This is a genomic window from Streptomyces sp. NPDC043812 (assembly GCF_056436245.1).
In genome coordinates this window covers 26,373-51,890 of sequence record NZ_JBWKCY010000010.1, presented here as the reverse complement: position 1 = coordinate 51,890, position 25,518 = coordinate 26,373, and the positions used below count along the sequence as shown (strand labels likewise).

The following is a 25,518-nucleotide window of genomic DNA, read 5'->3' as shown; positions in this document are numbered from 1 at the left end:
CGCTCCTCCATGAATGATCATTTAAATACGCTACGAGGAGCGTAGCGTAATTGCGCCGACAGGCGCAAGGAACGCCCGGAGCATGACTACGGCTCGACCGGAACGCCGTCCGGCTGCCACTGCCGCCCCATGAAGCGCTTGGCGTAGAGGGTGGTCTGGACCCGGTTGGGAGTACCGAGCTTGGCGTAGATGCGGCTGAGGTAGTTGCGTACGGTCTTCGGGCTGATGCCCAGATGCCGGGCGATGTGCCCGGTGTCGTGGTCGTCGGCGACGAGCGAGAGGATCTGCCGCTCGCGCCCGGTCAGTTGGGACAGCGGACAGTCGTCCTCGGGGGGACGCCCCGAGGCGATCTGCAGGATCAGCCCGGCCGCCGCGCCGGAGAGCGCCGCACCGTCGCGGTGCACGGCGAGCAGGGTCTGGCGCAGTTCCTCGCCGCTGATGCGGCGCGAGAGGTAGGCGTTGGCGCCGGCCACGAAGGCCTCCCGCATGAAGACGGGCTGCTGGTTGGAGCTGAGGATGACGATCCGGACATGTTCGGAGTCCTTGCGGATCAGCCGGGCTGCGTGGATGCCGCCCGCCCCCGCGATGCTCAGACCCGTGACAACGATGTGCGGGCGGTGCGCACGCAGTGCCCGGATCGCCGAAGCGCCGTCCAGGGCCGTGGACACCACGGTGAACTCGTCGAAGCTGTCGAGGAGCTTGCGTAAACCCTCGAGAACGATCTGTTCGCTGTCGACCAGGAGGACTTTGATCACGGTCATCTATGATCCCTCGGTTCGCTTACAGACTGGGAAATCCGACAGGACGAGGACACCTGTAAGTCCCTCCTCCCCCGTTCCGCATTCGTTTCGGCTCTGAACCGACTGCGGATGTCCGACACTACCTCCGTAGCGAACCTCGGGGCGGATCATCGACGACTTGTTTCCCCGGAGCGGGCCCGCGAAATGCTGAATTCACCATTCCGCCTTTACCCAATTCGGTTGCGGGCGACGGTCGTTGGCGCGCCTGGGGTAGGATGCAACGCGTGGGGCATATGCCAGACGGTTACCTATGCACGCTCCGTCAATTCTCCGTACAGGATTCGGAATGTGTTTGCGCAACACTCGACCGGGTAACGTCACCCACTATTCCTCCTCGCGCTCGCCGAACATCTCCGCGGAGTCGTCCGCGTCCGGTCCGGCCTGGTCCATGGCGCGTTTGCCGATGACAGCGGCCGCGGCCAGCGCGCTGGCGGCGAAAGCCGCGGCGAGCGTCCACGGCTGGTCGAAGCGGTGCGAGGTGGCGTGGTCGAGGGAGTACCGGCCGGCGCCGGTGAGTCCCACGGCGGCCGCGACGAAGCCGAGGAACGCCGGGTACTCGAAGCCTCCGGACTGGCTGAAGAAGCCGGCAGGCGCGTGCACGGACACGGCTCCCGCCATGGTCCCGGCAGCCGCGGCGCCGGCGGCGGGCGTCGCGAGCCCCAGCACGAGGAGCACTCCGGCCCCCGTCTCCGTGGCGCCGGAGGCGATCGCGCTCGCCCTCGGCGGATGGAAACCCATCGCCTCCATGCCCTTCATGGTGCCGTCGATGCCGCCGCCCCCGAACCAGCCGAAGAGCTTCTGCGAGCCGTGGGCGGCCAGTACGGCGCCGGTGCCGACGCGCAGGGCGAGCAGGCCGATGTCTCGGCGGAGAAGGGTGGTCATGACTGCTCCCGGTGCGGAGGTGGAGGGCGACGTCCTCCACTCTCGACCGAAGGAGGCCCCGGTCCGCTGTGTTGCTGGACCGTACGGGTGAGGCTGCCGGATCCGGGGCGGTGCGTACGGTGGGGCACCGGTGGGGCGGCCGAAACCGTGCGGTAGATTTTGCGCGCCCTTGACAGGAACGATCACTCAGACTCGGAGACTCCCCCGCAATGACCGACATAGTCAACGGACTCGGCCGCGCGAGCGCCTACGGCGCCCTCGGAGTGGTCCTCCTGATCCTCGGCATCGTTCTGGTCGACCTGCTGACGCCGGGCAAGCTTGGCCGGCAGATCTGGGAGGAGCGCAATCGCAATGCGGCCGTGCTGCTGAGTTCGGCGCTGCTGGGCATCGGCGGCATCGTGTTCACGTCGATCTGGACGACGTACGAGGACTTCGGCAAGGGCCTCGTCTCCACCGCCGCGTTCGGGCTGCTGGGCCTGGTGATGATGGCGGTCGCGTTCCTCGTTCTCGACCTGGTCACGCCGGGCAGGCTCGGCGCCACCCTGGTCGAGCGGGAACCGCACCCGGCGGTGTGGGTGACGGCATCGTGCAACGTCGCGGTGTCCGCGATCGTTTCGGCGTGCATCGCCTGACCGGCGCGGGATCCCGCCGGCTGTGGACAACCCCGGGTGTGTGCACGCCTGTTGATATTCTCTGACCGTTCCCCGACGCGCTGTCGCGGGATCCCGTCTACTGACGGCGGGCCGCCGCACCCCGCAGATACCGCATCGCGTACGACCTCCACGGCCGCCATCGCTCCGGATCCGACAGATGCGGCACCGCATCGGGCATGAGCACGTCCGGGTCGCCCAGTGCGTGCGTGCGGATGCGGGCCGCTGTCGGGGCGTCGATGCCGGGCAGGGCGTGCAGGCTGCGTTCGGTGGCGTCACGGTCTGCGCCGGCGTCCAGTCGCAGGTCGCCGACGGCGAGGGCGGTGGCGAGAGGGCGCAGGGCCGGCAGGTCTGCCGCGGCGAGGCGGTTCGCGGTCGGGAAGAGGTGGGTCAGGCCGCCGCTCCGGACGGGCAGCGGTTCGCCGTGGTCCCTCACGAGTGCGGCGGCGTCGTACGCCACCACGCGGATCGCGGCCTCGTGCGGGTCTGCCGCGCCGGGCACACGGAGGCCGGGGCGGTCCGCGACGAGCGGGGCCAGGACGGGGTCGGCACCGAGGCGTTCGGCGACGGCCACGGGGTCGGCGTCCAGGTCGAAGAGGCGCCGTATCCGCTGCGTCGCGGTCGTCAGGTCGCGCAGGTCCTCCAGGTGGAGTCGGCACTCCAACCAGCCGCCGGGTCCGGGCTGTTCGGACACCTCGGCGATGCCGGGACCGCCGGGCAGCCGCAGGGTGCGCCGGTAGGTGCGGGCACCCGGCGCACCGGTGAGCTCCTCGATTCCGGGCACGGCCTCGGCCGCAAGGTGGTCGAACATGTCGTCCGTCGCGTACGGGCCCCGGTAGGCCAACCGCAGCGGGACACCGGCACCGCCGCCCCGCGCGAGGGTGCGGCCGGGGCGCGCGGCGCGCAGTTCACCGGGGGTGGCGGCGTAGATCTCACGGATCGTGTCGTTGAACTGCCGCACGCTCGCGAATCCGGCGGCGAACGCGATCTCCGCCGCCTGCAGGGTCGTCGTCTGCAGCAGTACGCGGGCGGTGTGCCCGCGCTGCGCCCGGGCGAGCGCGATCGGCCCGGCGCCGAGTTCGGCGTTGAGCTGGCGCTGGACCTGGCGGGTGCTGTAGCCGAGACGGGTGGCCAGTCCCACGACGCCTTCGCGGTCGACGACCCCGTCACCGATGAGCCGTACGGCGCGGCCGACGACGTCCGCGCGGACGTTCCATTCGGCGGAGCCCGGTACGGCGTCGGGGCGGCAGCGGCGGCAGGCACGGTACCCGGCGCCCTGGGCGGCTGCCGCGGTGCGGTAGAAGGACACGTTGCGGCGCTTGGGGGTGATCGCGGGGCAGCTGGGGCGGCAGTAGATGCCGGTGGTGGCGACGGCGAAGAAGAACACACCGTCGAAGCGGGCGTCCCGGCTGCTCACGGCCTGGTATCGGCTGTCCTCGACCCGGCTGTCGTCGATCGTCATACCGCCAGTATGGGAGCGTCCGGGGTTCAGGGCTGGCGGATATCGGACATGACGCTGATCCGGAGGGGGCCGCCGCCCGGGTCCGCCCCGGCAAGCCGGTGGGCCCGCAGGTGGACCGGCCGGTCGGGCACGGCGGTGCGCGGCAGCCGCTGCCGGTCGAGGACGGTGCCGTCCTGTTCGACGACGAGGACCGGGCGGACGAGCCGTACTGCGGTGCGCAGGGTGAAGTGCTCGTGCGGCGGGAGCGGGCCGTCGGCCGTGAGCAGGTTGGGGGTGATGCGCAGCAGCGGCGGCTCGGCGCGCAGCGGTACGGCGGCCGCCGGCCAGTCGGCACCGTCGAGATACCGCAGTACGCCGCGCGCGGCGGCCCGGCCCTCCATGGCGGCCGGGGTCGCGGGTTCGACACCGCGCAGCAGGTTTCCGGCGGCGAAGACGCCGGGCACCGCGGTGCGCAGGGCGGTGTCGACGGCGGGTCCGCGGGTGGCGGGGTCGATCGTGATGCCCGCGTGCCGGGCGAGTTCGTGGTCGGGGATCCAGTCCCCGGTGAGGACGAGGGTGTCGCATGCGACGAACCGGTGGGCGCCGTCCGGGCCGTGCAGCCGTACGCCGGTCAGCCGGCCGTGGCCGGTCAGTTCGGCGACCGTGCTCCCGGTGACGACCGGGACGCGGTGGCGCGGGGACTGCAGTGGGCCGTGGTTCCGGTCGGTGACCAGGGCCGCGACCCGGGCGCCGCTCGCCTGCAGGGTGCGCACCGCGGTGAGGGCGACGGGGTCGGCGCCGACGACGACGGCCAGGCGTCCGACCGTTCTGCGGTGGAGGTGGACGGCCTGCTGGAGTTCGCCGGTGGTGAGGACGCCGTCGGGCCTGGTGCCGGGAATCAGCCTGGCGCTGCGGGGGCGTTCGCGTGCGCCCGTGGCCAGGACGACAGCCCGGGCGCCGATGCGCTCCAGCCCGCCGGCGTAGGTGATGTCCAGTGTGCCCGGCCCGGCCGGACCGGTGGCGATGACGCCGGTGCGCAGTACGGCTCCGGCGGCGAGGGCGGCGTCCACGAGGCGGCGGGCGAACACGGGACCGTCGAGCGGCCGGTGCCGGGGGCCGAAGCCCCGGTGGCAGCTGTGGCGCGGGATGCCGCCGGGCTGCTGTTCGCGTTCCACGATCTCGACGTGGCCCGCGCCGTGTGCGGCGAGGACGGTGGCCGCGGCGAGTCCGGCGGGCCCCGCACCGACGACGAGTACGTCGACGGTGCGTGCGCGGCGGCTCATCGGGTGGGCTCCGCGGCGGATCCGCGGTGCTTCTCGAACAGGCGGTGCTTCTCGAAGAGAGCGTGGACCGTGCTCGCGCAGTAGAACCCCTGACAGCGGCCACCGCGGGCACGTGTGCGGCGTCGCAGTCCGTCGAGCGACGCGGGCGGCACCGTGCTGTGCAGCGCGTCGCGGATCTCGCCCTCGGTGACGCGCTCGCAGTGGCAGACGACGTTCCCGTACGCGGGGTCCTCGGCGATCAGATCGGCCCGTTGCCAGGGGCGCGCGGACGCCTCACCGATGTTGGGCATGTGCACCGGCTCCAGGGCGTGCGCGGGTCCGAGGCCCAGGCCCGCGTCGCCCAGCAGGTCCGACACGTGGGCGGCGATGGCCATCGACGCGGTCAGGCCGGTGGAGCGGATACCGCCAACGGTGACGTACCGCTGCCGGGGGTGGGAGCGGATGCGGTAGTCCTCGTGCCCAGTGGCCGCGCGCAGTCCCGCGTAGACGGCGGTGACCTCCTCGTCGATCAGGGCGGGCACGATCCGCCGGCCCTTTGCCCGCAGAAGCTCGAGCCCCTGAGCCGTCGACCCGGTGGCCTGCTTGTCGTCGAGGTCCTCGGCGGTCGGGCCGAGGAGCACATTGCCGTGGACGGTCGGTGCGACGAGTACGCCCTTGCCGAGGGCGGTGGGCACGGGCAGCAGGATGTGGCGGACGAGGGGGCGGGCGAGCTTGTCGTAGACGATCAGCTGGCCGCGGCGTGGGGTGACGGTGAAGTCGTCGTGGCCGAGCAGCCGGTCGAGTGTGTCGGCGTGCAGTCCGGCGGCGTTGACGAGGTAGCGGGTGCGCAACACCCCGCGGTCGGTGGACAGTTCGTGGCAGCTGCCTCTGCCGACGGATTCCACGCGGCAGTTCAGGTGCAGGCCGACTCCGGCGCGCACGGCCTGGGTGGCGTAGGCGAGTGTGGTGGTCCAGGGGCAGATGACCGATTCGCCGGGCACTTCCAGGGCGCCCAGTGCGCCGGGACCGAGCCGGGGTTCTCGACGGTACGTCTCGGCGGCGTCCAGCAGCCGGGTGTCGTGGCAGCCGTTGCGTGCGGCTTTCTCCGCGAGCGCGGGCAGCGCGTCGTGCTGCTCGTCGTCCCAGGCGACCAGGAGGGCGCCGACGGGTTCGACAGGGATGCCGCTCTCGGCTGCGTACGCGGCGAGGCGCCGCCGTCCGTCGCGTACGAGCCGTGCTTCGAGGGTGCCGGGGACGGCGTCGAATCCGGTGTGGAGGATGGCGGTGTTGGCCTTGGACGAGCCGGTGCCGACGTCGTCGCCCGCGTCGACGACGGCGATGCGCAGCGGGTGGGCGGCCAGTTCACGGGCGATGGCCGTGCCGACGACACCCGCGCCCACGACCACGACATCGTGGACGTGGCCGGGCAGGTCGCCCGCGGTGGTGACCGTCATGCTGCCGGTGCCGGTGCGGTCGCGGAGCGTGCCAGCAGGGCCGCGACCTCGGCGCGGAAGCGGGCGAGGCGTTCGGCCGCCTGGTCGGCGTTGATCCGCGGCTCGTAGACCGCGCCCGGCCGCCAGGCGGGAACCACTTGCTCCGGTGTCAGCGTCGGGTCCAGGCCGAGCCGGGCGACCGCGCCGACACCGAGCGCGGTCGCATCGGGCAACGCCGATACCTCGACGGGGAGTTGGAGAAGGTCGGCCTGGGTCTGCATGAGCAGCGCGGACCGGCTGAGGCCGCCGTCGACGCGCAGACAGGTCAGCGGTGTCCCGAGGTCGGCGGCCACGGCGTCGGTGAGCCCGGCGACCTGTGCCGCGATCCCCTCGCACAGGGCTCTGACGAGGTGCCCGGGCCCGGTGTCGAGCCCGAGTCCGGTGAGCGACCCCCGCAGATCGCCGCGCCACCAGGGGGCGGCGAGGCCCGCGAGCGCCGGGACGAAGGTGACACCGCCGCTGTCGGGGACGGCGGAGCCGACGGGGTCGAGGTCGGCGGCGCCGGAGATGACACCGAGGTCGGTCAGCCAGCGCACGGCGGACGCGGCGGTGTACACCTGACCGTCGAGGCAGTAGCTGGTGTGCCCGCCGAGGCGCCAGGCGACACAGCTGACGAGGCCGGTGGTGGCGCGCCGGGCCTGCGGTCCGGTCTGGGCGAGGAGGAACGCCCCCGTGCCGTAGGTGCATTTGGCGATGCCCGGTGCGGTGACGCTCTGGGCAAGCAGCGCTGCCTGCTGGTCCACGAGCAGCCCGGTGAGCGCGACTCCGGGCCCGAACGCGGTGGTGACGCCCACCGGGCCGTCCGCGTCGACGACCTCGGGCATCGGCTCGTCGCCGAGGCCGTAGAGGTCCAGGGCGCGCGGGGACCATGCGACGCGGTCGAGATCGAGGAGTTGGGTCCGCCCCGCGGTGGCCGCGTCGGTGACGAACGCTCCGGTGAGCCGGTGGACGAGCCAGGAGTCACTGGTGGTGACAACGCCTTCGCGGGTGAGGTGACGACGGATCCACGCCATCTTCGGCCCGGCGAAGTACGGATCCAGCGGGAGTCCGGTGAGCCGGAGCAACTCATCGGCGTGCGGGGCGAGTTCCTCGCAGACGGACGCGGCGCGCCGGTCCTGCCAGACGATGGCGTCGGTGAGCGGTTCGCCGTCGGCGGGGTCCCAGGCGAGGACGGTCTCGCCCTGGTTGGCGAGGCCGACCGCCGAGACCGGTTCGCCCGCCCGGGCGAGCGCCTGCCGTCCGGCGTCGACGACGGAGGAGAGCAGCGCGTGCGGATCCACCTCGACACGGCCGCCCGGGCCGTGGCGGGGTGCGAGGGGTGCGGTGCCGCTGCCGATGACGCCACGCTCGGGACAGATGACCAGTGCCTTCGTCCCGGACGTGCCCTGGTCGACGGCAAGCACAGGGCCTGTCACGGCCACTCCGTTCCTCGCTGGAGTCATCCTTGATCGCTGATGGAAAGGGTCGCCCGCACGGCCCTCGCGCGTCAAGGCCGGAGGCACTCCGGCTCCACTGACACATCATCAACTTCTTGCCGCTTGCGCATTGTTGAGTAAGATCGGCGCGTCGCGACAAGCGGAACGGGGACCTGCTGCAGGCCCTCGGACCGTGACGCTGTGCCGTTGTCCGGCCGACCACCGGGCACCCCGACACCGACGCCCCGGACACTCACCGGATGTCCTGTACCCGGCCGGCCCGACCCCCGGCCGGTGTTCCCGCACGCCTCACCCCCACGTCCCAAGAGGCCCCATGACCAGCATCGTCCCGCCCGATCTCCGCCGCAGCCCGAATCAAGCGAGGGCTCCGCGGCCGTGTTAGCCCCGTCTTCCGCGCCTCGTCCGCCGACGGCGACCCGCTGATGGCACAGGTGGAGGGCCGTCCCGTGTACCACCCGGCCGGGCACGACAGGGAGCTGCGGGCCGCTCTGCAGGAGTTGCGCACCGGCCGGTGGCTGGCCATGCGGAACCTGCTGGCGGCGACCACCGACTGGCACGCGTGGACGCAGCGCACCCAGGTGCTGGCCGCGGTCGCGGCCGGTTCGGACACCGTGCAGGCGTGGCGGTCGGAGGAGCCCGCGAGCACGGCCGCCGTGGTGATGCACTGCCGGGTGGTGGTGGAGCGGGCGCTGCGCGCCCATCGCGAAGGGCATCGCCGCACGCAGGAGTTGTGGCACGAGGCCTGGGAGGCGTGCCGCGCAGCCGCCCACGTGGCCCCGGACGATCCGGTCCCCTGGATCTGCCTGCTGGCGCTGGCCCGGCTCGACGGCGAACAGCGGCTGGACGAGCACCGGGCAGCGCCGCCGGGCCCGATGCTGTTCCCCGGCCCCTGGGGTCTGCTGGCCCGGGCCGACGAACGCGACCCGCACAATCGCGAGGCGTACCACCGGATGCTGCAGTTCGTCTACGCGCGGGGCCCGGGCGGCGGCCGGCTGTCCGAGGCTGTCAACTTCGCACAGTGGGCAGCGACGTCGGCCACTTCCGGATCCGCACTGAAAGTGCTTCCGCTCTATGTGCGGGTGGAGCGCCATCGCCGCGATAACGGCCACGAGAAGGCGCTGGACCTGCACTGGGTCACCGACGAAGCGGTTCGGGACGCACAGCTGGCCCTGAGCGACTGGTTCGACGCCGCCCGGCCGGCGCACCGCTCGCTGCTGGATCTCAGCCATCTCGCCCATGCGCTGTGGGGTGCCCTGCTCTTCGCCGACGCCGGCCGGGTCTTCGAGGCACTCGGCCCCTACTACACGCCTCAGCCGTGGGCCTACCGCACCCACGATCCCGCGGAGGCGGCGCTTGCCGAGGAGGTGTTCGTGCGCGCCCGTGCGCGCTGTCTCGCGGCCGGCCGGTCAGGCGGAAAGGGTTCCTGAGACACACCCCCGCTCCCCCGGCGCCCGACCGCTCGCCCCCGTCCCCTGCCTGCTCGTTCCCGTCCCCTGCCTGCCCCCGGAGGTACTCCCATGTCCATATCCGCGCCGAAGTCGTCGGGTTCCGACCGGGCCCCGTCCAGGGACGAGGAGGAGCGGCTGCGGGAACTCGGCTACCAGCCGGTCCTCGCCCGCCGGATGGGCGGTTTCGGCAACTTCGCGATCAGCTTCTCGGTGATCTCGATCCTGTCCGGATGCATGACCCTCTACGGCTTCGGTCTCAACACCGGCGGCCCCTCGGTGATGCTGTGGGGCTGGGTGGGTGTCGGCCTGTTCGTACTGTGCGTGGGCATGGCGCTGGCCGAGGTCACCAGCGCCTACCCGACGTCGGGCGCGTTGTACTACATGGCCGACCGCCTCGGCGGGCGCAAGTGGGGCTGGTACACGGGCTGGCTGAATCTGCTCGGCCTGCTGGGTGCCATCGCCGGCATCGACTACGGCTGCGCCCTGTTCACCGGCGCCTTCCTGAATCTCCAGTGGGGGTTCGAGCCCACCCCGGGCTCCACGATGGTCATCTTCATGTGCATTCTGCTGCTGCACGCCACGCTGAACCTGTTCGGTGTGCGGCTGGTGAGTGTGCTCAATTCGGTCAGCGTGTGGTGGCATCTGGGCGGTGTCGCGCTCATCGTGGGCGCGCTGGCGATCGTGCCGTCGGACCACCGGTCGCCGGAGTTCGTCTTCGGCGAGTTCGTCAACGGAACGGGCTGGGACAACCCGGTCTACGTGGCCGCGATCGGTCTGCTGCTCGCCCAGTACACGTTCTGCGGGTACGACGCCTCGGCCCATCTGTCCGAGGAGACCTCGAACGCGTCGGTCGCGGCCGCCAAGGGCATCGTGCGCTCCATCTGGGTCTCGTGGCTCGCCGGCTTCGCCCTGCTTGCGGGGCTGACGTTCGCGATCCAGGACTACGCCGGCACCCAGGAGACCGCCACCGGTGTGCCGCCCGCGCAGATCCTGATCGACGCGCTCGGCAACGGCGCGGCGTCCGCCCTGCTGCTGGTCGTCATCGTGGCGCAACTGTTCTGCGGCAACGCGGAAGTGGCGGCCGCGAGCCGCATGGTGTTCGCGTTCAGCCGGGACAACGCCCTGCCGGGTTCGGCGTTGTGGCGCAAGGTCAGCAGCCGCACGCAGACTCCGGTCCCCGCGGTGTGGCTGTCGGTGGGCTTCGCCTGCCTGCTCGCGCTGCCGTCGCTCTATTCGGCGACCGCGTACGGAGCGGTCACCGCGATCAACGTCATCGGTATCACCCCGGCGTACGCGATCCCGGTCTATCTGCGGCTGCGGGCGGGCAAGCGTTTCGAGCCGGGACCGTGGAACCTGGGCCGTTGGAGCAGGCCGATCGGATGGGTGGCCGTGGTGTGGGTGGCCGGCGTGACGGTGCTGTTCTGCCTGCCCCAGTCCCACCCCGTGACGGTCGACTCGATGAACTACGCCTCGATCGCCCTGGCGGCCGTGCTGGTACTGGCGACGGTGTGGTGGTTCGTGGCGCGCCGCTCGTACAGCACGCCCGCCGCGTACGGCAACGCACGGGAGCAGTCGGAGCTGGCGGAGAACATCGTCTGACTCGCCGTGGGCCGTGGGGAGTCGGGCCCGGAATGTGTGGCGGGGCCGTGTGGTTGAGCTGAGTCGGACCGGTGACCGCCGGAGCCGATGCCGTCCGCACCGAAGGAGTGATTGTGCCGTGGCACTCTCCCGTCACGAGCGTGAACAGTTCCTGGCCGAGCCGCACGTCGCCGCACTCGCGGTCGACGCGGGCGACCAGGACGGCAACGGTGGGCGCGCGCCGCTCACCGTGCCGATCTGGTACCAGTACGCACCGGGTGGGGACATCTGGATCATGACCGGCCGGGACTCCCGCAAGGGCCGCCTGATCGCGGAGGCGGGCCGGTTCAGCCTGATGGTCGACCGCCTCGAACCGACGATCCGTTACGTCTCCGTGGAAGGTCCCGTGGTCGCGAGCGTGCCGGCGACGCGGGAGCAGCTGGAGGAGATCTCGGCCCGGTACCTCCCGGCGGAGAAGGTCGAGGGGTATGTCGACTTCGCCTGGAAGGAGCATGGCGATCAGCTGGTCATCCACATGCGCCCCCAGCGGTGGCTGAGCGCGGACCTCGGCCAGGTCTGACGGCGCGGCGTCCCGCCCCGCGGGGGCGGGACGCCGCCCGCTGTGTGCGGCCCCAACACGCACGCACCTGACACGCCCCCGCCCGGGCGGGCGGACGGATCCCTCTGCGGGGACCGGCACGCACACCCGGCCAGGCGACCTCCCGGCCGCCCTCGCGGCGCCCGTGCCGGTCGTTCTCGGCGTTCGAGCCAGACGGCACACCGGTCGGTGAGCCTCGGCACGAGCAGCTGTCCGGCGAGAGCCGCGGCCATGTCCCACCCCGGCGCGGACGGACCGGCGTACGGCGCGGCGCCCTGGCAGCCCTCGCCCACCGGCCGGCCCTGGGCGGGCACGGCATCACACCGCCCCGCATCGCTCCCACGAGGGCGACCCCGTTCCGCCGCGCGGCACGGCACGGGCGCTCGTCGGCGCCCGGCACCCGACCGCCCGGAACCCCGTAACCGCAGACCCTCGTCAGGCGCGCGGGCACCTCCCCGTCGGCGCACCCGGCCCCCTGCACGGGCAGGCCATCGACAGCCTCGCTGCCGCCCGGCCGCGCCGCGGCCCTCGTGCCGCCCCTCAGGGGGCGCGAGGGGAACAAGGGTTTTCCCCGTATCGCGTTCACCTCCGCTTTTCCTACTGTCTGCCCCACCGGCAGAACCCGCCCCCCTGACTCGCGAACCACTCGGACTCGCCTGTCAGGTGCATGAAGCGCGGGGGCTGTTGGTGTCGGCCTCTCCCCAGGGGCCGTCGTGCCGGCGGCGGCGCGCGGGCTCACCCGGCCCGGGGAACCGCGGAATGCAACCCCCACGCTGCACCGCGGTTCCCGCGCCGCCCGCTCGCGCTTTCGAAACCGTCATTCGAGAGGAACACCTTGAACGGTTCCAGGCGGAGACTCATAGCCGTCGCGGCAGCGAGCGCCACGCTCGCCGGCGTTGCCGCGACGACTTCCGTGGCGTTTGCCGCAGCGCCCGCGAATCCCGCACCCAAGCCCGCACCGGCGTCACAGGCGATGACCGCCCTGCCGTCGGCGCCGGTCGAGAAGGTCATCGTCACCTACAAGTCCAAGGCCGCCGAGGCCACTTCGAACACCGCCGCCACCACCGATGCCACCACCAAGGGCACCGAGACCGGCGAGCGTCTGTCGTTCGAGCGCCGGCTCGCCGGCGGTTCCGCCCTGGTCGACCTGGGCGGTGAGGCGTCGAAGAAGGACGTGGCCGAGGTCATGGACGCGTTCCGCGCCGACCCGTCGGTCGCGTCGGTGGAGCCCGACATCCGCGCCTACGCGATGGCGGTCACGCCGAACGACACCGAATACGCCAAGCAGTGGGACCTGTTCGAGGCCACCGGCGGCATGAACGTCCCCGGCGCCTGGGACAAGAGCACCGGCAGCGGTGTGACGGTCGCCGTCATCGACACCGGCTACGCGACCCACTCGGACGTCGCCGGCAATGTCGTGTCGGGCTACGACTTCATCTCCAGCTCCGCCGACGCCCGCGACGGCAACGGCCGTGACAGCAACGCCAAGGACGAGGGCGACTGGAACGCCGCCGCCGGAGAGTGCGGCACCGGTTCACCGGCGAGCAACTCCTCCTGGCACGGCACCCATGTCGCGGGCACCATCGCGGCGACGACCGGCAACGGCAAGGGCGTCGCGGGCATCGCGTACAACGCGAAGATCCAGCCCGTACGTGTGCTCGGCAAGTGCGGCGGCTCGTCCGCGGACATCGCCGACGCGATCACCTGGGCCTCCGGCGGCTCCGTGCCGGGCGTCCCGGCCAACGCGACCCCTGCGAAGGTCATCAACCTGAGCCTCGGCGGCGCGAGCAGCACCTGCCCGAGCGTGTACCAGAACGCGATCAACGGCGCCGTCTCCCGCGGCACGACGGTCGTCGTCGCGGCCGGCAACAGCAACACCAACGCCTCCGGTTTCACGCCGGCCAACTGTGCCAACATCATCAACGTGGCGTCCACCAGCCGCGAGGGCAACCGTTCGTTCTACTCGAACTACGGCAGCATCGTCGATGTCGCGGCGCCCGGCGGCGAGACCCGCCGCGCCACGGACACGCCCGGCACGGTGACCACCCCGGAGAACGGCATCCTCTCGACGCTGAACGCGGGCACCACCGTCCAGGCGGCCGAGAACTACAAGCCCTACCAGGGCACGTCGATGGCAGCCCCGCACATCGCGGGTCTGGCCGCCTTGCTGGAGTCCGCCAAGCCGGCGCTGACCCCGGCCGACATCGAGTCCGCGGTGAAGGCCAACGCGCGGCCGCTGCCCGGCACCTGCTCGGGCGGCTGCGGCGCCGGCATCGCCGACGCGGCCAAGACGGTCGACGCCGTCACGGGCACCACGCCCGGCGGCACCGTGTTCAGCAGCGCGGCGGACGTCACGATCTCCGACAACACCACCGTGTCGTCCTCGATCGCCGTCACCGGCCGCACCGGCAACGCCCCCGCCGCCCTCAAGGTCGACGTGGACATCAAGCACACCTGGCGCGGTGACCTGGTGATCGATCTGGTCGCCCCGGACGGCACCGTGCGCAACCTGAAGGCGTCCTCGGGGTCGGACAACGCCGACAACGTGCTGGCGACGTACACCGTCGACGCCTCCAGCGAGATCGCGAACGGCACCTGGAAGCTCCAGGTCCGCGATGTGGCCTCCGGTGACACCGGCTACATCGACTCCTGGGGTCTCACCTTCTGATCCACCGCGGCAACGGCATCACCGCTGCTCAGGGGCGCGTTCCACGGCATCGGCCGGGGGCGCGCCCCCTCGCCGTCAAGTCCAGACCTGTCCGCATGCCGGACTCCGGGCCTGGACCGGGGCGGCAGGGTTCGTATTCTCTGCTCGAACGGGCAGGGGGCCCGCGCACGCCGGAAGGTGGTGGTGGGCTCGTGACATCGGAGAGAAACCGTGCCGAACCGGTCGGCCGCGCGGATCTGCTGGCCCGGCTCGACCGGGTCCTGGGGGTCCCCGCCGGTCGTGCGCTGCTCACCGGCCCGCCGGGGATAGGCAAGACGGAGGTGGCCCTGTCCGTCGCCGCGCGCGCCGAGGCCCGTGGCGAGAACGTGCTGTGGCTGGCCGCGCTGCCGGCCGACCGCGACATCCCGGGCGCGGCGGCCGCCGCACTCATCGCCTCCGTCGCGGCGGCCGGAGAGGCCGGCCACGGCCCCGGTGAAACGGACGTCCTGCGAAAGCTGCCCGGTCCGCAACGTGCGGCGGTCGCCGTGCTGTGCCGTGAAGCACCCATGCCCGACGCGGGATGGGACCCGGTGGCCCTGCGCCTCGCACTCGCCCACATCCTGCGCACGCTGGCCGCGCAGGGACCCGCGCTCCTCGTGCTCGACGGCGTGCAGTGCATCGACCCGGCGAGCGCCGATCTCCTGCGGTTCGCGTTGCACCTCGCGCCGCCCGCACTGCGGGCCGTCGCGGTCGACACCCCGGCGGCGTACGGGACGCGTACGGACCCCGGCGAACCGCCCCGGGACACCCCGGTGACCGCGCAGCCGCTGTGGGAGCCGTCAGAGGCGGACGTGGTGAACGTGCCGCCGCTGCACGCCGACGAGATCGCCGAACTGCTCATCCACCACCGGCTGCCGTCCCGGATGGCGGGCCGGATCCACAAGGCCAGCGGCGGAAACCCCCGGCTGGCACTCGCCGTCGGCCGTTCCCTCGCGGACGCCCGGACACCCGTGCACCACGCCGAGGCACTGTCGCTGTCCGGCCGCGCGCGCGATCTGGCCCGCGCCCTGCTCGGCGCGGTGCCGCCGGAGGTACGCCGCACACTGCTGCTCGCCGCGCTGGCGCTGCGTCCGACGGCCTCCCTGATCCGTCGCGCCGGGCGCCCGACCGCCGAGGCCGACCTCGCGGCCGCCGAGCGTGCGTCGCTGATCCGCCTCACGGAGGACGGCACGGTCGCCTTCGCGGCCGGGGTGCTGCCGTCCACGCTGGTGCACGACGCCTGCTGGACCGAACGCAGCAGCGGTCACGCCGCGCTCGCCGCGGTCGTCGACGATCCGGTCGAGGCGGTACGGCACCGGGCGCTGGCCACCGACATCCCCGACGAGGACCTGGCGACCGAGGTTTCGGCGGCGGCCGAGACGGCACGGCGGCGCGGGAACAGCACGCTCGCCGCCGAACTCGCCCTGCTCGCGGCCGAGTCCACGCCCGGCCTGCACGGCGCGCAGCGCATCGCGCGCCTGGTGGACGCGGCCGAGGAGGCGGCCCGTGCGGCCCGCGCCGATCTGGCGATGCGCGCGGCGACCGACCTGCTGGCGCGGGACGCGTCACCTGCGGACCGGGTGCGTGCGCGGCTCGCGGTCCTGGACACGGCAGGACAGGGCCTCACCGGACTCGACGAGATCTATGTGCACGCCATGGAGGACTCCGAGGACGACACGGCGCTCCGGGCGGCGGTCCAGCTGAGGCTGGCGGTCAAGTACGTACTGGCCGACGGTGATCCGGTGCGTTCACGCGCCGCGGCCGTGGATTCGGCGGCGCTCGCCGCTTCGGTGGCGGACCGGATCACGGCCGCCAGGGCGCTCACGGTGCAGGCGCGCATGGACCGGTTCCTCGGATCGCCCCATGCGGAACGGGTGCTCACCGAGGCCCGCGCCCTGGAGGTGGTGGAGCGGCCGCCGGGCGTCCGCAACGCCGCCCAGATCCTGACGATCCGTCATGCCCTCTTCGACGACCGGCTCGTGGAGGCACGGGAACAGCTCGGTGCGCTGCTGCCGCTCGTGGAGCGGCGCGGTCCGGTCGAGGACGCGATCGAGCTGTTCCGTACGTTCGCGGAGGTCGAGGCGCGCCAGGGCCGGTGTGCGGCAGCGCTCGCACACGCGGGACGCTCGCTCGCGCTGACGCTGGAGGCCGGTCTGTCGCCGGGGCCCGCGTGGTACGCCCTGGCTCTCGCGGAGACGGCGGGCGGCAGCTTCGAGCGCGCCGCGAGCTATGCCCTGCGCAGCGTCCGCGCCTCGGAGGAGGAGGGCGACCATGTCTTTCTCTCCCGCAGCCTGTACGCGCTCGGCCGGGTCCAGTTGCTCGCGGGGGACGTGGGCAGCGCGCTGGAGACGCTGCGCCGGGTGCAGACGAGCGAGCGGGCGCAGTCGGCCGTCGATCCTTCGATGCTGCGCTGGCACGAGGAGCTGGCCGAGGCCCTGGTGGCGAACGACGCCTTCGAGGAGGCGACGGCGCTGCTCGACGGAGTGCGTCCGGTCGCCGAACGGCTCGGCCGCAGGACGGTGCTGCTCGGCTGCGACCGGGCGCACGCGGTGCAGCTGGCGTTGAGCGGCAGGCCGGACGAGGCGGCCGGGCTGCTGACCGAGGTCGCCGCGCGGTTCGAGGCCGCGGGCCTGCCGTTGGAGCAGGGACGGGCGCTGATCACGCTCGCCCGGGTGGAGCGGCGCCGTCGGCGGCGGTCGGCCGCCGCGCACGCGCTGGCAGCCGCGGCCTCGGTCTTCGAGCGGGCGGGGGCCGCGCCGTGGCTGGTGCTGGCGACTGAGAGCCCGGGTGTGCCGGCGCCGGCGGCGCCTGCCGAGCGGGCCGGCGCGCTGTCGGCACTGACGGAGGCGGAGCTGCGGCTGGCCCACCTGGTCGGGCAGGGGGCCAGCAATCAGGAGGCCGCGGCGAAGCTGTATCTGAGCGTGAAGACGGTGGAGGCCAGGCTGACCCGGATCTACCAGAAGCTGGACGTCCGTTCACGGGCGCAGCTGGCGACGGCACTCAACAGCTGACCGCCGTCCCGGGCGACGCGCGGCGCGCACATGGGAAAGGGCCGATCCCCTCGGATCGGCCCTTCGCCTGTCACATCGTCACTTCCACGGGAAACCGGTCCAAAGGAACGGTACGTGATTCTCCGGGGTCGTAGTCACGCCGTTGCCACTGGGCCTGCCGGTCTCCTCCGTGGCGGCCGCTGTGTCCGTCGGGAAACGGCCGTCCTCGGTGGAGGAACCGTGGTCCTTGCCCCAGCCAGCATGCTCCTTGGCGGGGGCGCCGTGCTCCTTGCCCCAGATGCCGAGGCCGTCGCCCCAGATCTCCTTGCCCCAGATGCCGTGGTCCTTGCCATGGGTGCCGTGGTCCTTGCCCCAGCCGCCGTGGTCCTTGCCATGGTGATCCGGCGGGGTTCCGTGGCCGTTGTAGTCGTCTTCGACGATGCAGAACGCGACGCGGCTGATGCCGGCGAACTTGCCGCCGGGGTTGGAGGTGGTGTGCAGCGTTTCGTCGACCGCGACACGACCGGCCATGGAGTTCCGGTAGTCGTAGACCTTGGCGCCGGCATCGGCGCCCTTGACGATGGCCGCGGCAGCGGCGAACGGCCCGGTGAACTGGAACTCGAGCAGCTCCGGCTCGCCTTCCGCGTTGTCCGTGACGTTCAGGAGGACCGAGCCGTTCTGCGAGTTGAACGTGAAGGGGAGCACCTGTTGGTCCACGGGCCGGCCGTCCGTGCCGACCTCGAAGAAGTCGGTGCCCTCGACGCCGAGCCCCGGCTGGACGTGGGCACACTTCGGGTCACCCGTGTATTCCACGGGCGCCACTTCGGCTTCGAGCCGAGGGTTCGGGTCCGCCGAAGCGGAGGTGGCGAAGGCGATGGCCAGAGCCGTCGTCAGGCCGAGGCCGACGAGCTGCGACCCCCGTCTTGCTCGCGACGGCGCCGTCGCCCGGCTTGCTCGCGTGGTTGCTCGCATGACAAGTACTCCTCCTTGTTGTGGGTGGACCAGAGAGTCTCTGCCGTCGCGGACTCGCGCCTCTTTCGGCTGTACGAGTTCTGACTTCCGTCGGCCGCGGGGCGCCCCAAGCATTTGCATGATCAGACCCGGCATCGCTCCCGCCGCGCCCCTCCGTACGCCATCTGGGCCTTGTTGAGCACCGGGTAGGTGCAGCGCCGTCGCAGCACTACGGAAATTCACGGGGACCCACACGGGCGTCACGGGGATGACGCGTCAGCCCGCGCCCGACGACGGATTGGCATGCACGCTTCCATGAGCACCGCTGCCACCCGCTCACCTCTCGGGGGCGGCCGAGCCGCGCCACCCGATAAGTACGTAAAGCAGGTCATACACCTACATCATTGATATAAACGCCACATGAGGCGCGTGAGCTGCTCACGTCCTTCGTCGACGCAGCCGCGCCCTGCACCTCCGACGGAGGCCACAAGGAGAACCATGCAGCAGTTCACCAGCGCGGCGCCGCAGCAGTCAGCCTCTGCCCCGCCGCACCGGACAGCATCGCGCGGAGGCCCGTGGGCCGGGTGGTACGTACCGGTCGCGGTCTGCGTCGACTCGGCCGGAGTGGCGCTGCCGACGGCGGCGGCGCTGCTCGCGAGCCGAGTGGCCTACCCCGTGCACCAGGCGATGCTGATCGCCGTCCTCTGGGTGCTCGTGGGCGCTTGCTCCAAGCGGTACGCGCCCTGGACATGGGACGACGGCGCCCCGGTGGGGCCGGTCGTCCGGGACTGGCTCGTACTGCTCGGCATTGTGGCCGCGCTGCGATCCGTATCCGGTCTCGGCGACGCACCCGCGGCAGCGCTCGCCGCGCTGTTCGTGTCGCTCGTCGTCACCGTGGTCTGCCGCAAGGCGATCCACCATCACCTGATGACCATGCGCCGCCAGGCCCGGACGCTCCGCCGTGTCCTCGTCATCGGCGAGGCCGCGGCGGTGGACGCCGTGGTCGGACAGCTCGCCGAGCGCACCGACCACGGATACGTGGTCGTCGGCGCCTGCGTGGTGGGCGAGGACGACCTTCAGTCCGGCGTACCGGTGTGCACCCGGCTGCGGACCGAGGAGCCGACGGGACTCGACGATGACGCGGCGCCCGTGGGAGAAGCAGCCCATGCTCTCGACGCCGACCTGGTCTTCGTGGCAACGGGCAGCCGCATGTCCAGGGACCGACTGCGGCGGCTGGCCTGGGCGGTGCACGACCGGGGCCGGCAGCTGATGGTCCTGCCGGGCGTCGTCGAGGTGGCCCGGCGCAGGGTCCGCCTCACATCGGCGGCCGGGCTCACACTGCTGGACGTCTCGCCGCCGACGCGCCACGGCCCGCCGACGGTTCTGAAGGCCGCCACGGACCGGATGGGCGCGCTCCTCCTGCTCGTCGTACTGGCGCCGCTGTTCGCCGCCCTGGCGATCGCCGTGCGCATCGGCTCGCGCGGGCCGGTCATCTTCCGTCAGACACGCGTCGGCCGGAACAGCGTCCCCTTTGCCATGTGGAAGTTCCGCACCATGGTCGTGGACGCGGACCGGCTGAAGAGCGAGCTGGCAACGGCGAACGAGCACGACGGCCACATGTTCAAGCTGCGCAAGGATCCGCGGGTCACGCCTGTCGGCCACGTTCTGCGCCGGTACTCGTTGGACGAGCTTCCTCAGCTGGTCAATGTGCTGCTCGGCCACATGTCACTGGTGGGGCCCCGCCCGCCGCTCCCCGAAGAGGTCGCCCGCTACGACTGCGTGGAGATGCGCCGGCTGAGCGTCAAGCCCGGCCTCACGGGGCTGTGGCAGGTGAGTGGACGGTCGGACCTCTCGTGGCACGAGACCGTCTCACTCGACCTGCGGTACGTGGACAACTGGTCGTGGACCTGGGACATGAAGGTCCTGGCCCTCACGGTCCGCGCCGTGCTGGACGGGCGCGGGGCCTACTGAGACTCAACCGACCGTCGCCCTGGGCACGGCTTCGGACTCGCCGGCACTCAGCCACGACGCATAGGTGGACGCGATGCCGTCCCGCAATACGATCCTCGGCTTCCAGCCGAGGGCGGCGATGCGGGAGACATCCAGCAGCTTGCGCGGCGTGCCGTCGGGCTTCGAGGTGTCGAAGGCGATCCGCCCCTCGTAGCCGACCACCTCCCCGATGATCCCGGCCAGTTCACCGATCGTCAGGTCGTCGCCGCAGCCCACGTTGACCGGCGCATCGCCGTCGTAGCCTCGCAGCAGGGTCAGGCAGGCGTCGGCGAGGTCGTCGACGTGCAGGAACTCCCGACGAGGAGTGCCGCTCCCCCACAGCACGACCTCGTCGAGCCCGTCCCGCTTCGCCTCGTGGAAGCGTCGGACGAGAGCCGGCAGGACGTGCGAGGACTCGAGGTCGAAGTTGTCACCCGGCCCGTAGAGATTGGTCGGCATGGCGCAGATGTACGAGGCGCCGTACTGCCGCCGGTAGGACTGGACCTGCACGATGCCCGCGATCTTTGCCAGCGCGTACGGCTCGTTGGTCGGCTCCAGCGGCCCGGTGAGCAGGGCCTCTTCCGGGATCGGCTGCGGAGCGAGCCTGGGGTAGATGCACGACGACCCCAGGAACAGCAGGCGCCGAACGCCCGCGGCGTGTGCCGCGGCGATCACGCTCAGCTGGATCCGCAGGTTGTCCTCGATGAACTGCACGGGACGGGTGTTGTTGGCCATGATGCCGCCCACCTTGGCGGCGGCCAGGACGACGGCGTCCGGCCGGGTGTCGCGCAGAAACGACGCTGTGGCGTCCATGTCGCGAAGGTCCAGTTCGGACCTTGTCCGGGCGAGCACCTCGTACCCGTCGGAGGCCAGGCGGCGCACCACCGCGGAACCGACGAGCCCGCGGTGGCCGGCCACGTACGCACGGGCGGGAGCGGCAAGTAGATCTTCCATGTGGCCGAGTCTGCCAGCAACACACCTATATGTACCGCTACACGTCGAAAGTTCGCGGACACTCCCATACGTGGACACTTCGCCAATCTCAGGAAGAACCAATGCCGTGGCACAGACCACGGCGGCACCCTGCACCGAAGACCGCACCGGGGCCAACGGCCACAGGAACGCCTTGGAGCGGTCCCTGCGGGGTTTCACGGGAGCCGGCTACGACAAGGGGCGCCCTCTGATCGTCCAGGCGGCCTGGTTCGCCGTCCTCAATCTCGTCTTCGTCAAATGGTGGTTCCCGGCCCGCTGGCGGCCGGCTCTGCTGCGGGCGTTCGGTGCGCGGATCGGACATCGCGTACTGATCCGCCAGCGGGTACGCGTGCACTGGCCGTGGCGGCTGGAAGTCGGCGACGACGTGTGGATCGGCGAGGACGCGTGGCTGCTCAACCTGGAGCAGATCACGATCGGCAGCGACGTGTGCGTCTCCCAGGGCGCGCTGCTGTGCACCGGAAGCCACCAGCGCCACAGCCGCACCTTCGAGTTCGACAACGGGCCCATCCTTCTGGAGCCAGGAGCGTGGGTCGCGGCAAGGGCCGTCGTCCTGCGCGGCGTCACCGTCGGACGCGGTGCGGTGGTGGGCGCATCGGCGGTCGCCCACCGCAACGTCCGTCCGGGCGCAGTCGTCACGGTCGGAGCAACGGCATGAAACTTGTCCATGTGGTGACGCTCCTCAGCGACGACGGAGCGTACGGCGGCCCGACGAGCGTGGCCACCGGGCAACTGGAGGAGTGCGCCGCGCGCGGCCACGACGTCGCGCTGGTGTCCCTGTGGCGGGGCAGATCCCGGGCTCCGGCGCGCTACGGCTCGGTGGCGCTGCATACCCGCCCGGCGCGCTCGATCCTCCCGGGGCGCTTCACGGGGCTCATGCATCCGCTCCTGGTCAGGGACATGTGGCGCTCCATGGGGAGGGCCGATGTCGTGCACATCCACGCGGGGCGTGACCTCGTCTCCCTCAGCGCGCTGGCCGTGGCGGCGCTGCGGCGCAAGAGGTTCTTCACGCAGACGCACGGCATGGTGGAGCCGCGACGCCGTGCCGTCGTCGCGTTGTTCGACCGCTTGTACGTGCCTCTCCTGCGCCGGGCACGCGGCTGCCTGGTCCTCACCGAGCAGGAGCGGCGGGCCGTGGCCGAGGTCATCGGCCCCGACGGTCCGCCGCTGCTGACCCTGCCCAACGGGGTGCGGCCCGCGGACAGCGAAGCGGCGGACACCCCCCGAAGCGGACGTGAGGTGCTCTACCTCGGCCGGCTGCACCCGCACAAGCGCCCGGAGGCGTTCGTCGAGATGGCAGCCCTGATCCACGCGAAGATGCCCGACACTCGCTTCACCCTGCACGGGGCCGACGAGGGGTCGCTCGCATCGGTGCTCCGGCTCATCGAGAGCAGAGGACTCGAGGGGATCGTCCGCTACGGCGGTGCGCTCGGCCACGCCGAGGCGGTGCGTGCCCAGGCGAGGGCGGCCGTTTACGTGCTCCCCAGCATCAGCGAGTCGTTCTCGATGACCGCGATCGAAGCGCTCTCCGTGGGGACGCCCGTGGTGTGCACCGACGGCTGCGCCATCGGCAAGGAGCTGGCGCGCCGCGGGGCGGGGGTCGTCACCGACGGGAGCCCGCGAGCCATGGCCGAGGCGGTGTGCGAGCTGCTGACCGACGAGGGCAAGCGCAGCGCCATGGTGAAAGCGGGTCACCACGCCGTCGAGGAGGCATTTTCCCTCCGCGCCGTGACCGATCGCCTCGAAGCGATCTATCGCGGCATCTGAACCACGGGCTGTCCGGAGCAACTGCTCCCCGCGGCCTGTCCGGTGGCTGTCCGTGCCGTGATGACCGGCGGACGCCGCCCAGCTTCGTACACCCACCAGCAAAGGAGTACGTGTGACTGCAAAAACAGCGCTCATCACCGGTATCACGGGCCAGGACGGCTCGTACCTTGCTGAGCTGCTGCTGGAGAAGGGCTACCAGGTGCACGGGGTCGTCCGTCGCGCCTCCACCTTCAACACCCAGCGCATCGAACACCTCTACCGCGATCCGCACGACCCCGAGGCCCGTATGTTCCTGCACTACGGGGACCTCACCGACGGGACCCGGATCGCGGGTCTGCTGGAACAGGTGCAGCCGGACGAGGTGTACCACCTGGCAGCCCAGTCACATGTGCGGGTGTCCTTCGACGAGCCCGAATTCACCGGTGACACCACGGGTCTTGGCACCACGCGGCTGCTGGAGGCCATCAGAACCACAGGGGTTCCCTGCCGCTTCTACCAGGCGTCCAGTTCGGAGATGTTCGGCGCGGAGCCGCCGCCCCAGGACGAGCACACCCGGTTCCACCCGCGCTCGCCGTACGGGGCGGCGAAGGTCTACGCGTACTGGGTCACCCGCAACTACCGCGAGGCATACGGCCTCTACGCAGTCAACGGCATCCTGTTCAACCACGAGTCGCCGCGCCGCGGCCCCACGTTCGTGACCCGCAAGGTGGCCGTGGCCGCCGCCCGGATCAAGGCCGGACTGCAGGACGTGGTGCACCTCGGCAACCTCGACGCCCGCCGGGACTGGGGCTACGCCGCCGAGTACGTCCACGCGATGTGGCTGATGCTGCAGCAGGACGATCCGGACGACTACGTGATCGCCACAGGGACCAGCCACAGCGTCAGCGACTTCGTCGAGCACTGCTTCGCGCACGTGGGCCTCGACTGGCGCGACCACGTCCGCTTCGACGAGCGCTACCTGCGCCCCACCGAGGTCGACGACCTCATCGGCGATGCCTCCAAGGCCGAGCAAGCCCTCGGGTGGCGTGCGAAGGTGCACGTACCGGAGCTTGCCCGGCTCATGGTCGACGCCGAGTTGGGCGCCCTCACCCAGCCCGTGGGGCCTGCGGACCCGACGGCTTCGCCCGGTGCCCCCAGCCTGGCGCTGCGCTGACCCGCGTTCCCGGCACGGCGGTGATCACCGTCGGGCCGGGTCCCGGAGGATCAGCGCCTCGGACAGCATCGCGGTGATCCGCCCCAACCCGGCCTGCGGGCTGAGCCGTTCCTGAACGTAGGCAGGGCCGCGCGCACCGAGCGCGGCCTGCCGTTCGGGATCCCGGAGCAACTCCCCGACGGCGCTGTGAAGCGCCTCGGGGTCCTCCGCGGGAACCACGACTCCCGCCCCCGAGCGACGTACTTCCGCAGCCGTGCCGCCCTCTGGGGCCACCGAGGCCACGACGGGGCGGCCGCTCGCGAAGTAGGACGTCAGCTTGGAGGGCAGGCTCATGTCCAGCACCGACGCCCGTTGGGTGACCGCGAGGAGGTCCGCGGCGGCCAGCACGTCGGGGAAGTCCTCGTCGGCCGCCGGCGCCAGCAGGTTCACGTTCGTGAGGCCGGCTGCCAACCCCTCCAGGTGTGAGCGCTGACTGCCGTCCCCCATGAGCACGATCCGCATGTGCGGGGTGGCCCGGGCGGCGATGCGTGCGGTTTCGACCAGCACCTCCAGCCCCTGCTTCAACCCCATGTTTCCCGAGTGCAGCACGACGAACTCCTCCTCCCCCCAACCGAGTCGTGCCCGTACCGCCCGGCGGTCTGCCGTGGGGGGCGCCACATGAGACCAGTTGGGCACGACCCTGACGCGTTCGGCCGGCACGCCCGCCGTGATCACGCGGTCCACGAACGACTCGTGCACCACTCCGACGAGAGCGGCCGAGCGCAGGATCCTCGCCTCCACCCCGGCCACGACGGATGCCACGCGGCCCCCACCCCTGATGCCGCTCTGCGCGGCCGCGGCCCCCATGAGGTCCTGCACCACGAGCACGTGCGGCACACCGTGGCGTCGTGCGAGCCGGCCGCCGATTGCGCCTCCGGCGAGCGCCGGCATCTGGCTCAGCACGAGGTCCGGCCGTCCGGCCGGCGTCCGGACCGATCCGTGCGCGAGGAAGCTCAGTTCGTATGCCGCCCTGAGCAGCGCGGTCTGACGGGAGGGCAGAAAGCTGCGGCGGCGGTGGACGCGAACGCCTCCCCGGTTCTCCACCATGCGCCAGCGCCCACGATAGTCATCGTGGACGCGCCAGCTCGGATAGTGCGGCATACCCGCGAGGACGTCGACCTCGGCACCACAGGCGGCCACGTGCTCCGCGGTCCGGGTCGAGTAGGGAGCGATTCCGACGCGCTCGGGCGCGTAGTTGGCCGACACGACAAGTACGCGGCGGCCCGAAAGCATATTAGCCATTTCCGCATAATACGATGCAAATGCCGCAACCTTTCGGCGAAACACTCGCCCGTATTCGACCGATATTTCACATTCCTGAGCTATAACTTCAGCGAGGCGGAATTTGCCGATTTGATCGCTTCG

General features: G+C 71.6%; 19 protein-coding genes. 10 read left to right on the top strand and 9 right to left on the bottom strand.

Annotated features, from left to right (window positions below; translation table 11 throughout):
- Positions 1-86: 86 nt before the first annotated feature.
- Together AC067Z_RS16615 and AC067Z_RS16610 are read right to left on the bottom strand one after the other, a co-directional pair.
- Positions 87-761, bottom strand: coding sequence for a response regulator transcription factor (locus tag AC067Z_RS16615; protein WP_478790234.1), 675 nt, complete (start codon positions 759-761; stop codon positions 87-89).
- 363 nt (positions 762-1,124) lie between these two features.
- Positions 1,125-1,682, bottom strand: coding sequence for a DoxX family protein (locus AC067Z_RS16610; RefSeq protein WP_478790233.1), 558 nt, complete (start codon positions 1,680-1,682; stop codon positions 1,125-1,127).
- A gap of 209 nt (positions 1,683-1,891) precedes the next feature.
- Between AC067Z_RS16610 and AC067Z_RS16605 the strand changes: the two genes are divergently transcribed.
- A complete protein-coding gene (locus tag AC067Z_RS16605) occupies positions 1,892-2,314 on the top strand; it encodes a DUF350 domain-containing protein (protein ID WP_478790232.1) in 423 nt (140 codons plus the stop codon).
- Positions 2,315-2,411: 97 nt separating this feature from the next.
- Here the strand turns inward: AC067Z_RS16605 and AC067Z_RS16600 are convergent, their stop codons facing one another.
- The 4 genes from AC067Z_RS16600 to AC067Z_RS16585 are packed head-to-tail and all read right to left on the bottom strand — an operon-like array spanning position 2,412 to position 7,943.
- The gene (locus tag AC067Z_RS16600; RefSeq protein WP_478790231.1) at positions 2,412-3,794 is read right to left on the bottom strand and encodes a DNA-3-methyladenine glycosylase 2 family protein; all 1,383 of its coding nucleotides are present in this window, start codon (positions 3,792-3,794) and stop codon (positions 2,412-2,414) included.
- 26 nt (positions 3,795-3,820) lie between these two features.
- A complete protein-coding gene (locus tag AC067Z_RS16595) occupies positions 3,821-5,056 on the bottom strand; it encodes an NAD(P)/FAD-dependent oxidoreductase (RefSeq protein ID WP_478790230.1) in 1,236 nt (411 codons plus the stop codon).
- Positions 5,053-6,489 carry an FAD-dependent oxidoreductase gene (locus AC067Z_RS16590; protein ID WP_478790229.1) on the bottom strand — a complete coding sequence of 479 codons (1,437 nt, stop codon included), beginning with the start codon at positions 6,487-6,489 and terminating at the stop codon, positions 5,053-5,055. Before AC067Z_RS16590 ends, AC067Z_RS16595 begins: the two co-directional genes overlap by 4 nt.
- Positions 6,486-7,943: an FGGY family carbohydrate kinase gene (locus tag AC067Z_RS16585; protein ID WP_478790228.1), complete on the bottom strand. Its 1,458-nt coding sequence runs from the start codon at positions 7,941-7,943 to the stop codon at positions 6,486-6,488. The genes AC067Z_RS16590 and AC067Z_RS16585 overlap by 4 nt, the downstream gene beginning before the upstream one ends.
- A 443-nt stretch (positions 7,944-8,386) precedes the next feature.
- Here AC067Z_RS16585 and AC067Z_RS16580 point away from each other — a divergent pair, with 443 nt between their 5' ends.
- From AC067Z_RS16580 to AC067Z_RS16560, 5 genes are all read left to right on the top strand, one after another.
- Positions 8,387-9,391, top strand: coding sequence for a hypothetical protein (locus AC067Z_RS16580; RefSeq protein ID WP_478790227.1), 1,005 nt, complete (start codon positions 8,387-8,389; stop codon positions 9,389-9,391).
- 90 nt (positions 9,392-9,481) lie between these two features.
- Positions 9,482-11,011 (top strand): amino acid permease, encoded by a 1,530-nt coding sequence (locus tag AC067Z_RS16575; protein WP_478790226.1) that lies wholly within the window; start codon positions 9,482-9,484, stop codon positions 11,009-11,011.
- Positions 11,012-11,129: 118 nt separating this feature from the next.
- The gene (locus AC067Z_RS16570) at positions 11,130-11,570 is read left to right on the top strand and encodes a pyridoxamine 5'-phosphate oxidase family protein (RefSeq protein WP_478790225.1); all 441 of its coding nucleotides are present in this window, start codon (positions 11,130-11,132) and stop codon (positions 11,568-11,570) included.
- A 991-nt stretch (positions 11,571-12,561) separates the two neighbouring features.
- Positions 12,562-14,256 carry a S8 family peptidase gene (locus AC067Z_RS16565; RefSeq protein WP_478790423.1) on the top strand — a complete coding sequence of 565 codons (1,695 nt, stop codon included), beginning with the start codon at positions 12,562-12,564 and terminating at the stop codon, positions 14,254-14,256.
- 191 nt (positions 14,257-14,447) lie between these two features.
- Entirely contained in the window at positions 14,448-17,285 is a 2,838-nt protein-coding gene (locus tag AC067Z_RS16560; protein ID WP_478790224.1) for a helix-turn-helix transcriptional regulator, read from the top strand.
- A gap of 78 nt (positions 17,286-17,363) precedes the next feature.
- On the opposite strand, the gene AC067Z_RS16555 is transcribed toward AC067Z_RS16560, so the two are convergent.
- The gene (locus AC067Z_RS16555) at positions 17,364-18,236 is read right to left on the bottom strand and encodes a hypothetical protein (protein WP_478790223.1); all 873 of its coding nucleotides are present in this window, start codon (positions 18,234-18,236) and stop codon (positions 17,364-17,366) included.
- A gap of 477 nt (positions 18,237-18,713) precedes the next feature.
- Between AC067Z_RS16555 and AC067Z_RS16550 the strand changes: the two genes are divergently transcribed.
- Entirely contained in the window at positions 18,714-20,186 is a 1,473-nt protein-coding gene (locus tag AC067Z_RS16550; RefSeq protein ID WP_478790222.1) for a sugar transferase, read from the top strand.
- A 3-nt stretch (positions 20,187-20,189) separates the two neighbouring features.
- Here AC067Z_RS16550 and AC067Z_RS16545 read toward each other — a convergent pair whose 3' ends face one another.
- Positions 20,190-21,158: a GDP-L-fucose synthase family protein gene (locus tag AC067Z_RS16545; protein ID WP_478790221.1), complete on the bottom strand. Its 969-nt coding sequence runs from the start codon at positions 21,156-21,158 to the stop codon at positions 20,190-20,192.
- 172 nt (positions 21,159-21,330) lie between these two features.
- Between AC067Z_RS16545 and AC067Z_RS16540 the strand changes: the two genes are divergently transcribed.
- The 3 genes from AC067Z_RS16540 to gmd all read left to right on the top strand — a co-directional run bounded on the left by AC067Z_RS16540 (position 21,331) and on the right by gmd (position 24,114).
- Positions 21,331-21,852, top strand: a complete 522-nt coding sequence (locus AC067Z_RS16540) for an LbetaH domain-containing protein (RefSeq protein WP_478790422.1) — start codon at positions 21,331-21,333, stop codon at positions 21,850-21,852.
- Entirely contained in the window at positions 21,849-22,961 is a 1,113-nt protein-coding gene (locus AC067Z_RS16535) for a glycosyltransferase (protein ID WP_478790220.1), read from the top strand. Before AC067Z_RS16540 ends, AC067Z_RS16535 begins: the two co-directional genes overlap by 4 nt.
- A gap of 112 nt (positions 22,962-23,073) precedes the next feature.
- Positions 23,074-24,114, top strand: a complete 1,041-nt coding sequence (gene gmd / locus AC067Z_RS16530) for a GDP-mannose 4,6-dehydratase (protein ID WP_478790219.1) — start codon at positions 23,074-23,076, stop codon at positions 24,112-24,114.
- A 24-nt stretch (positions 24,115-24,138) separates the two neighbouring features.
- Here the strand turns inward: gmd and AC067Z_RS16525 are convergent, their stop codons facing one another.
- Positions 24,139-25,395, bottom strand: coding sequence for a glycosyltransferase (locus AC067Z_RS16525; RefSeq protein ID WP_478790218.1), 1,257 nt, complete (start codon positions 25,393-25,395; stop codon positions 24,139-24,141).
- Positions 25,396-25,518 lie beyond the last annotated feature (123 nt).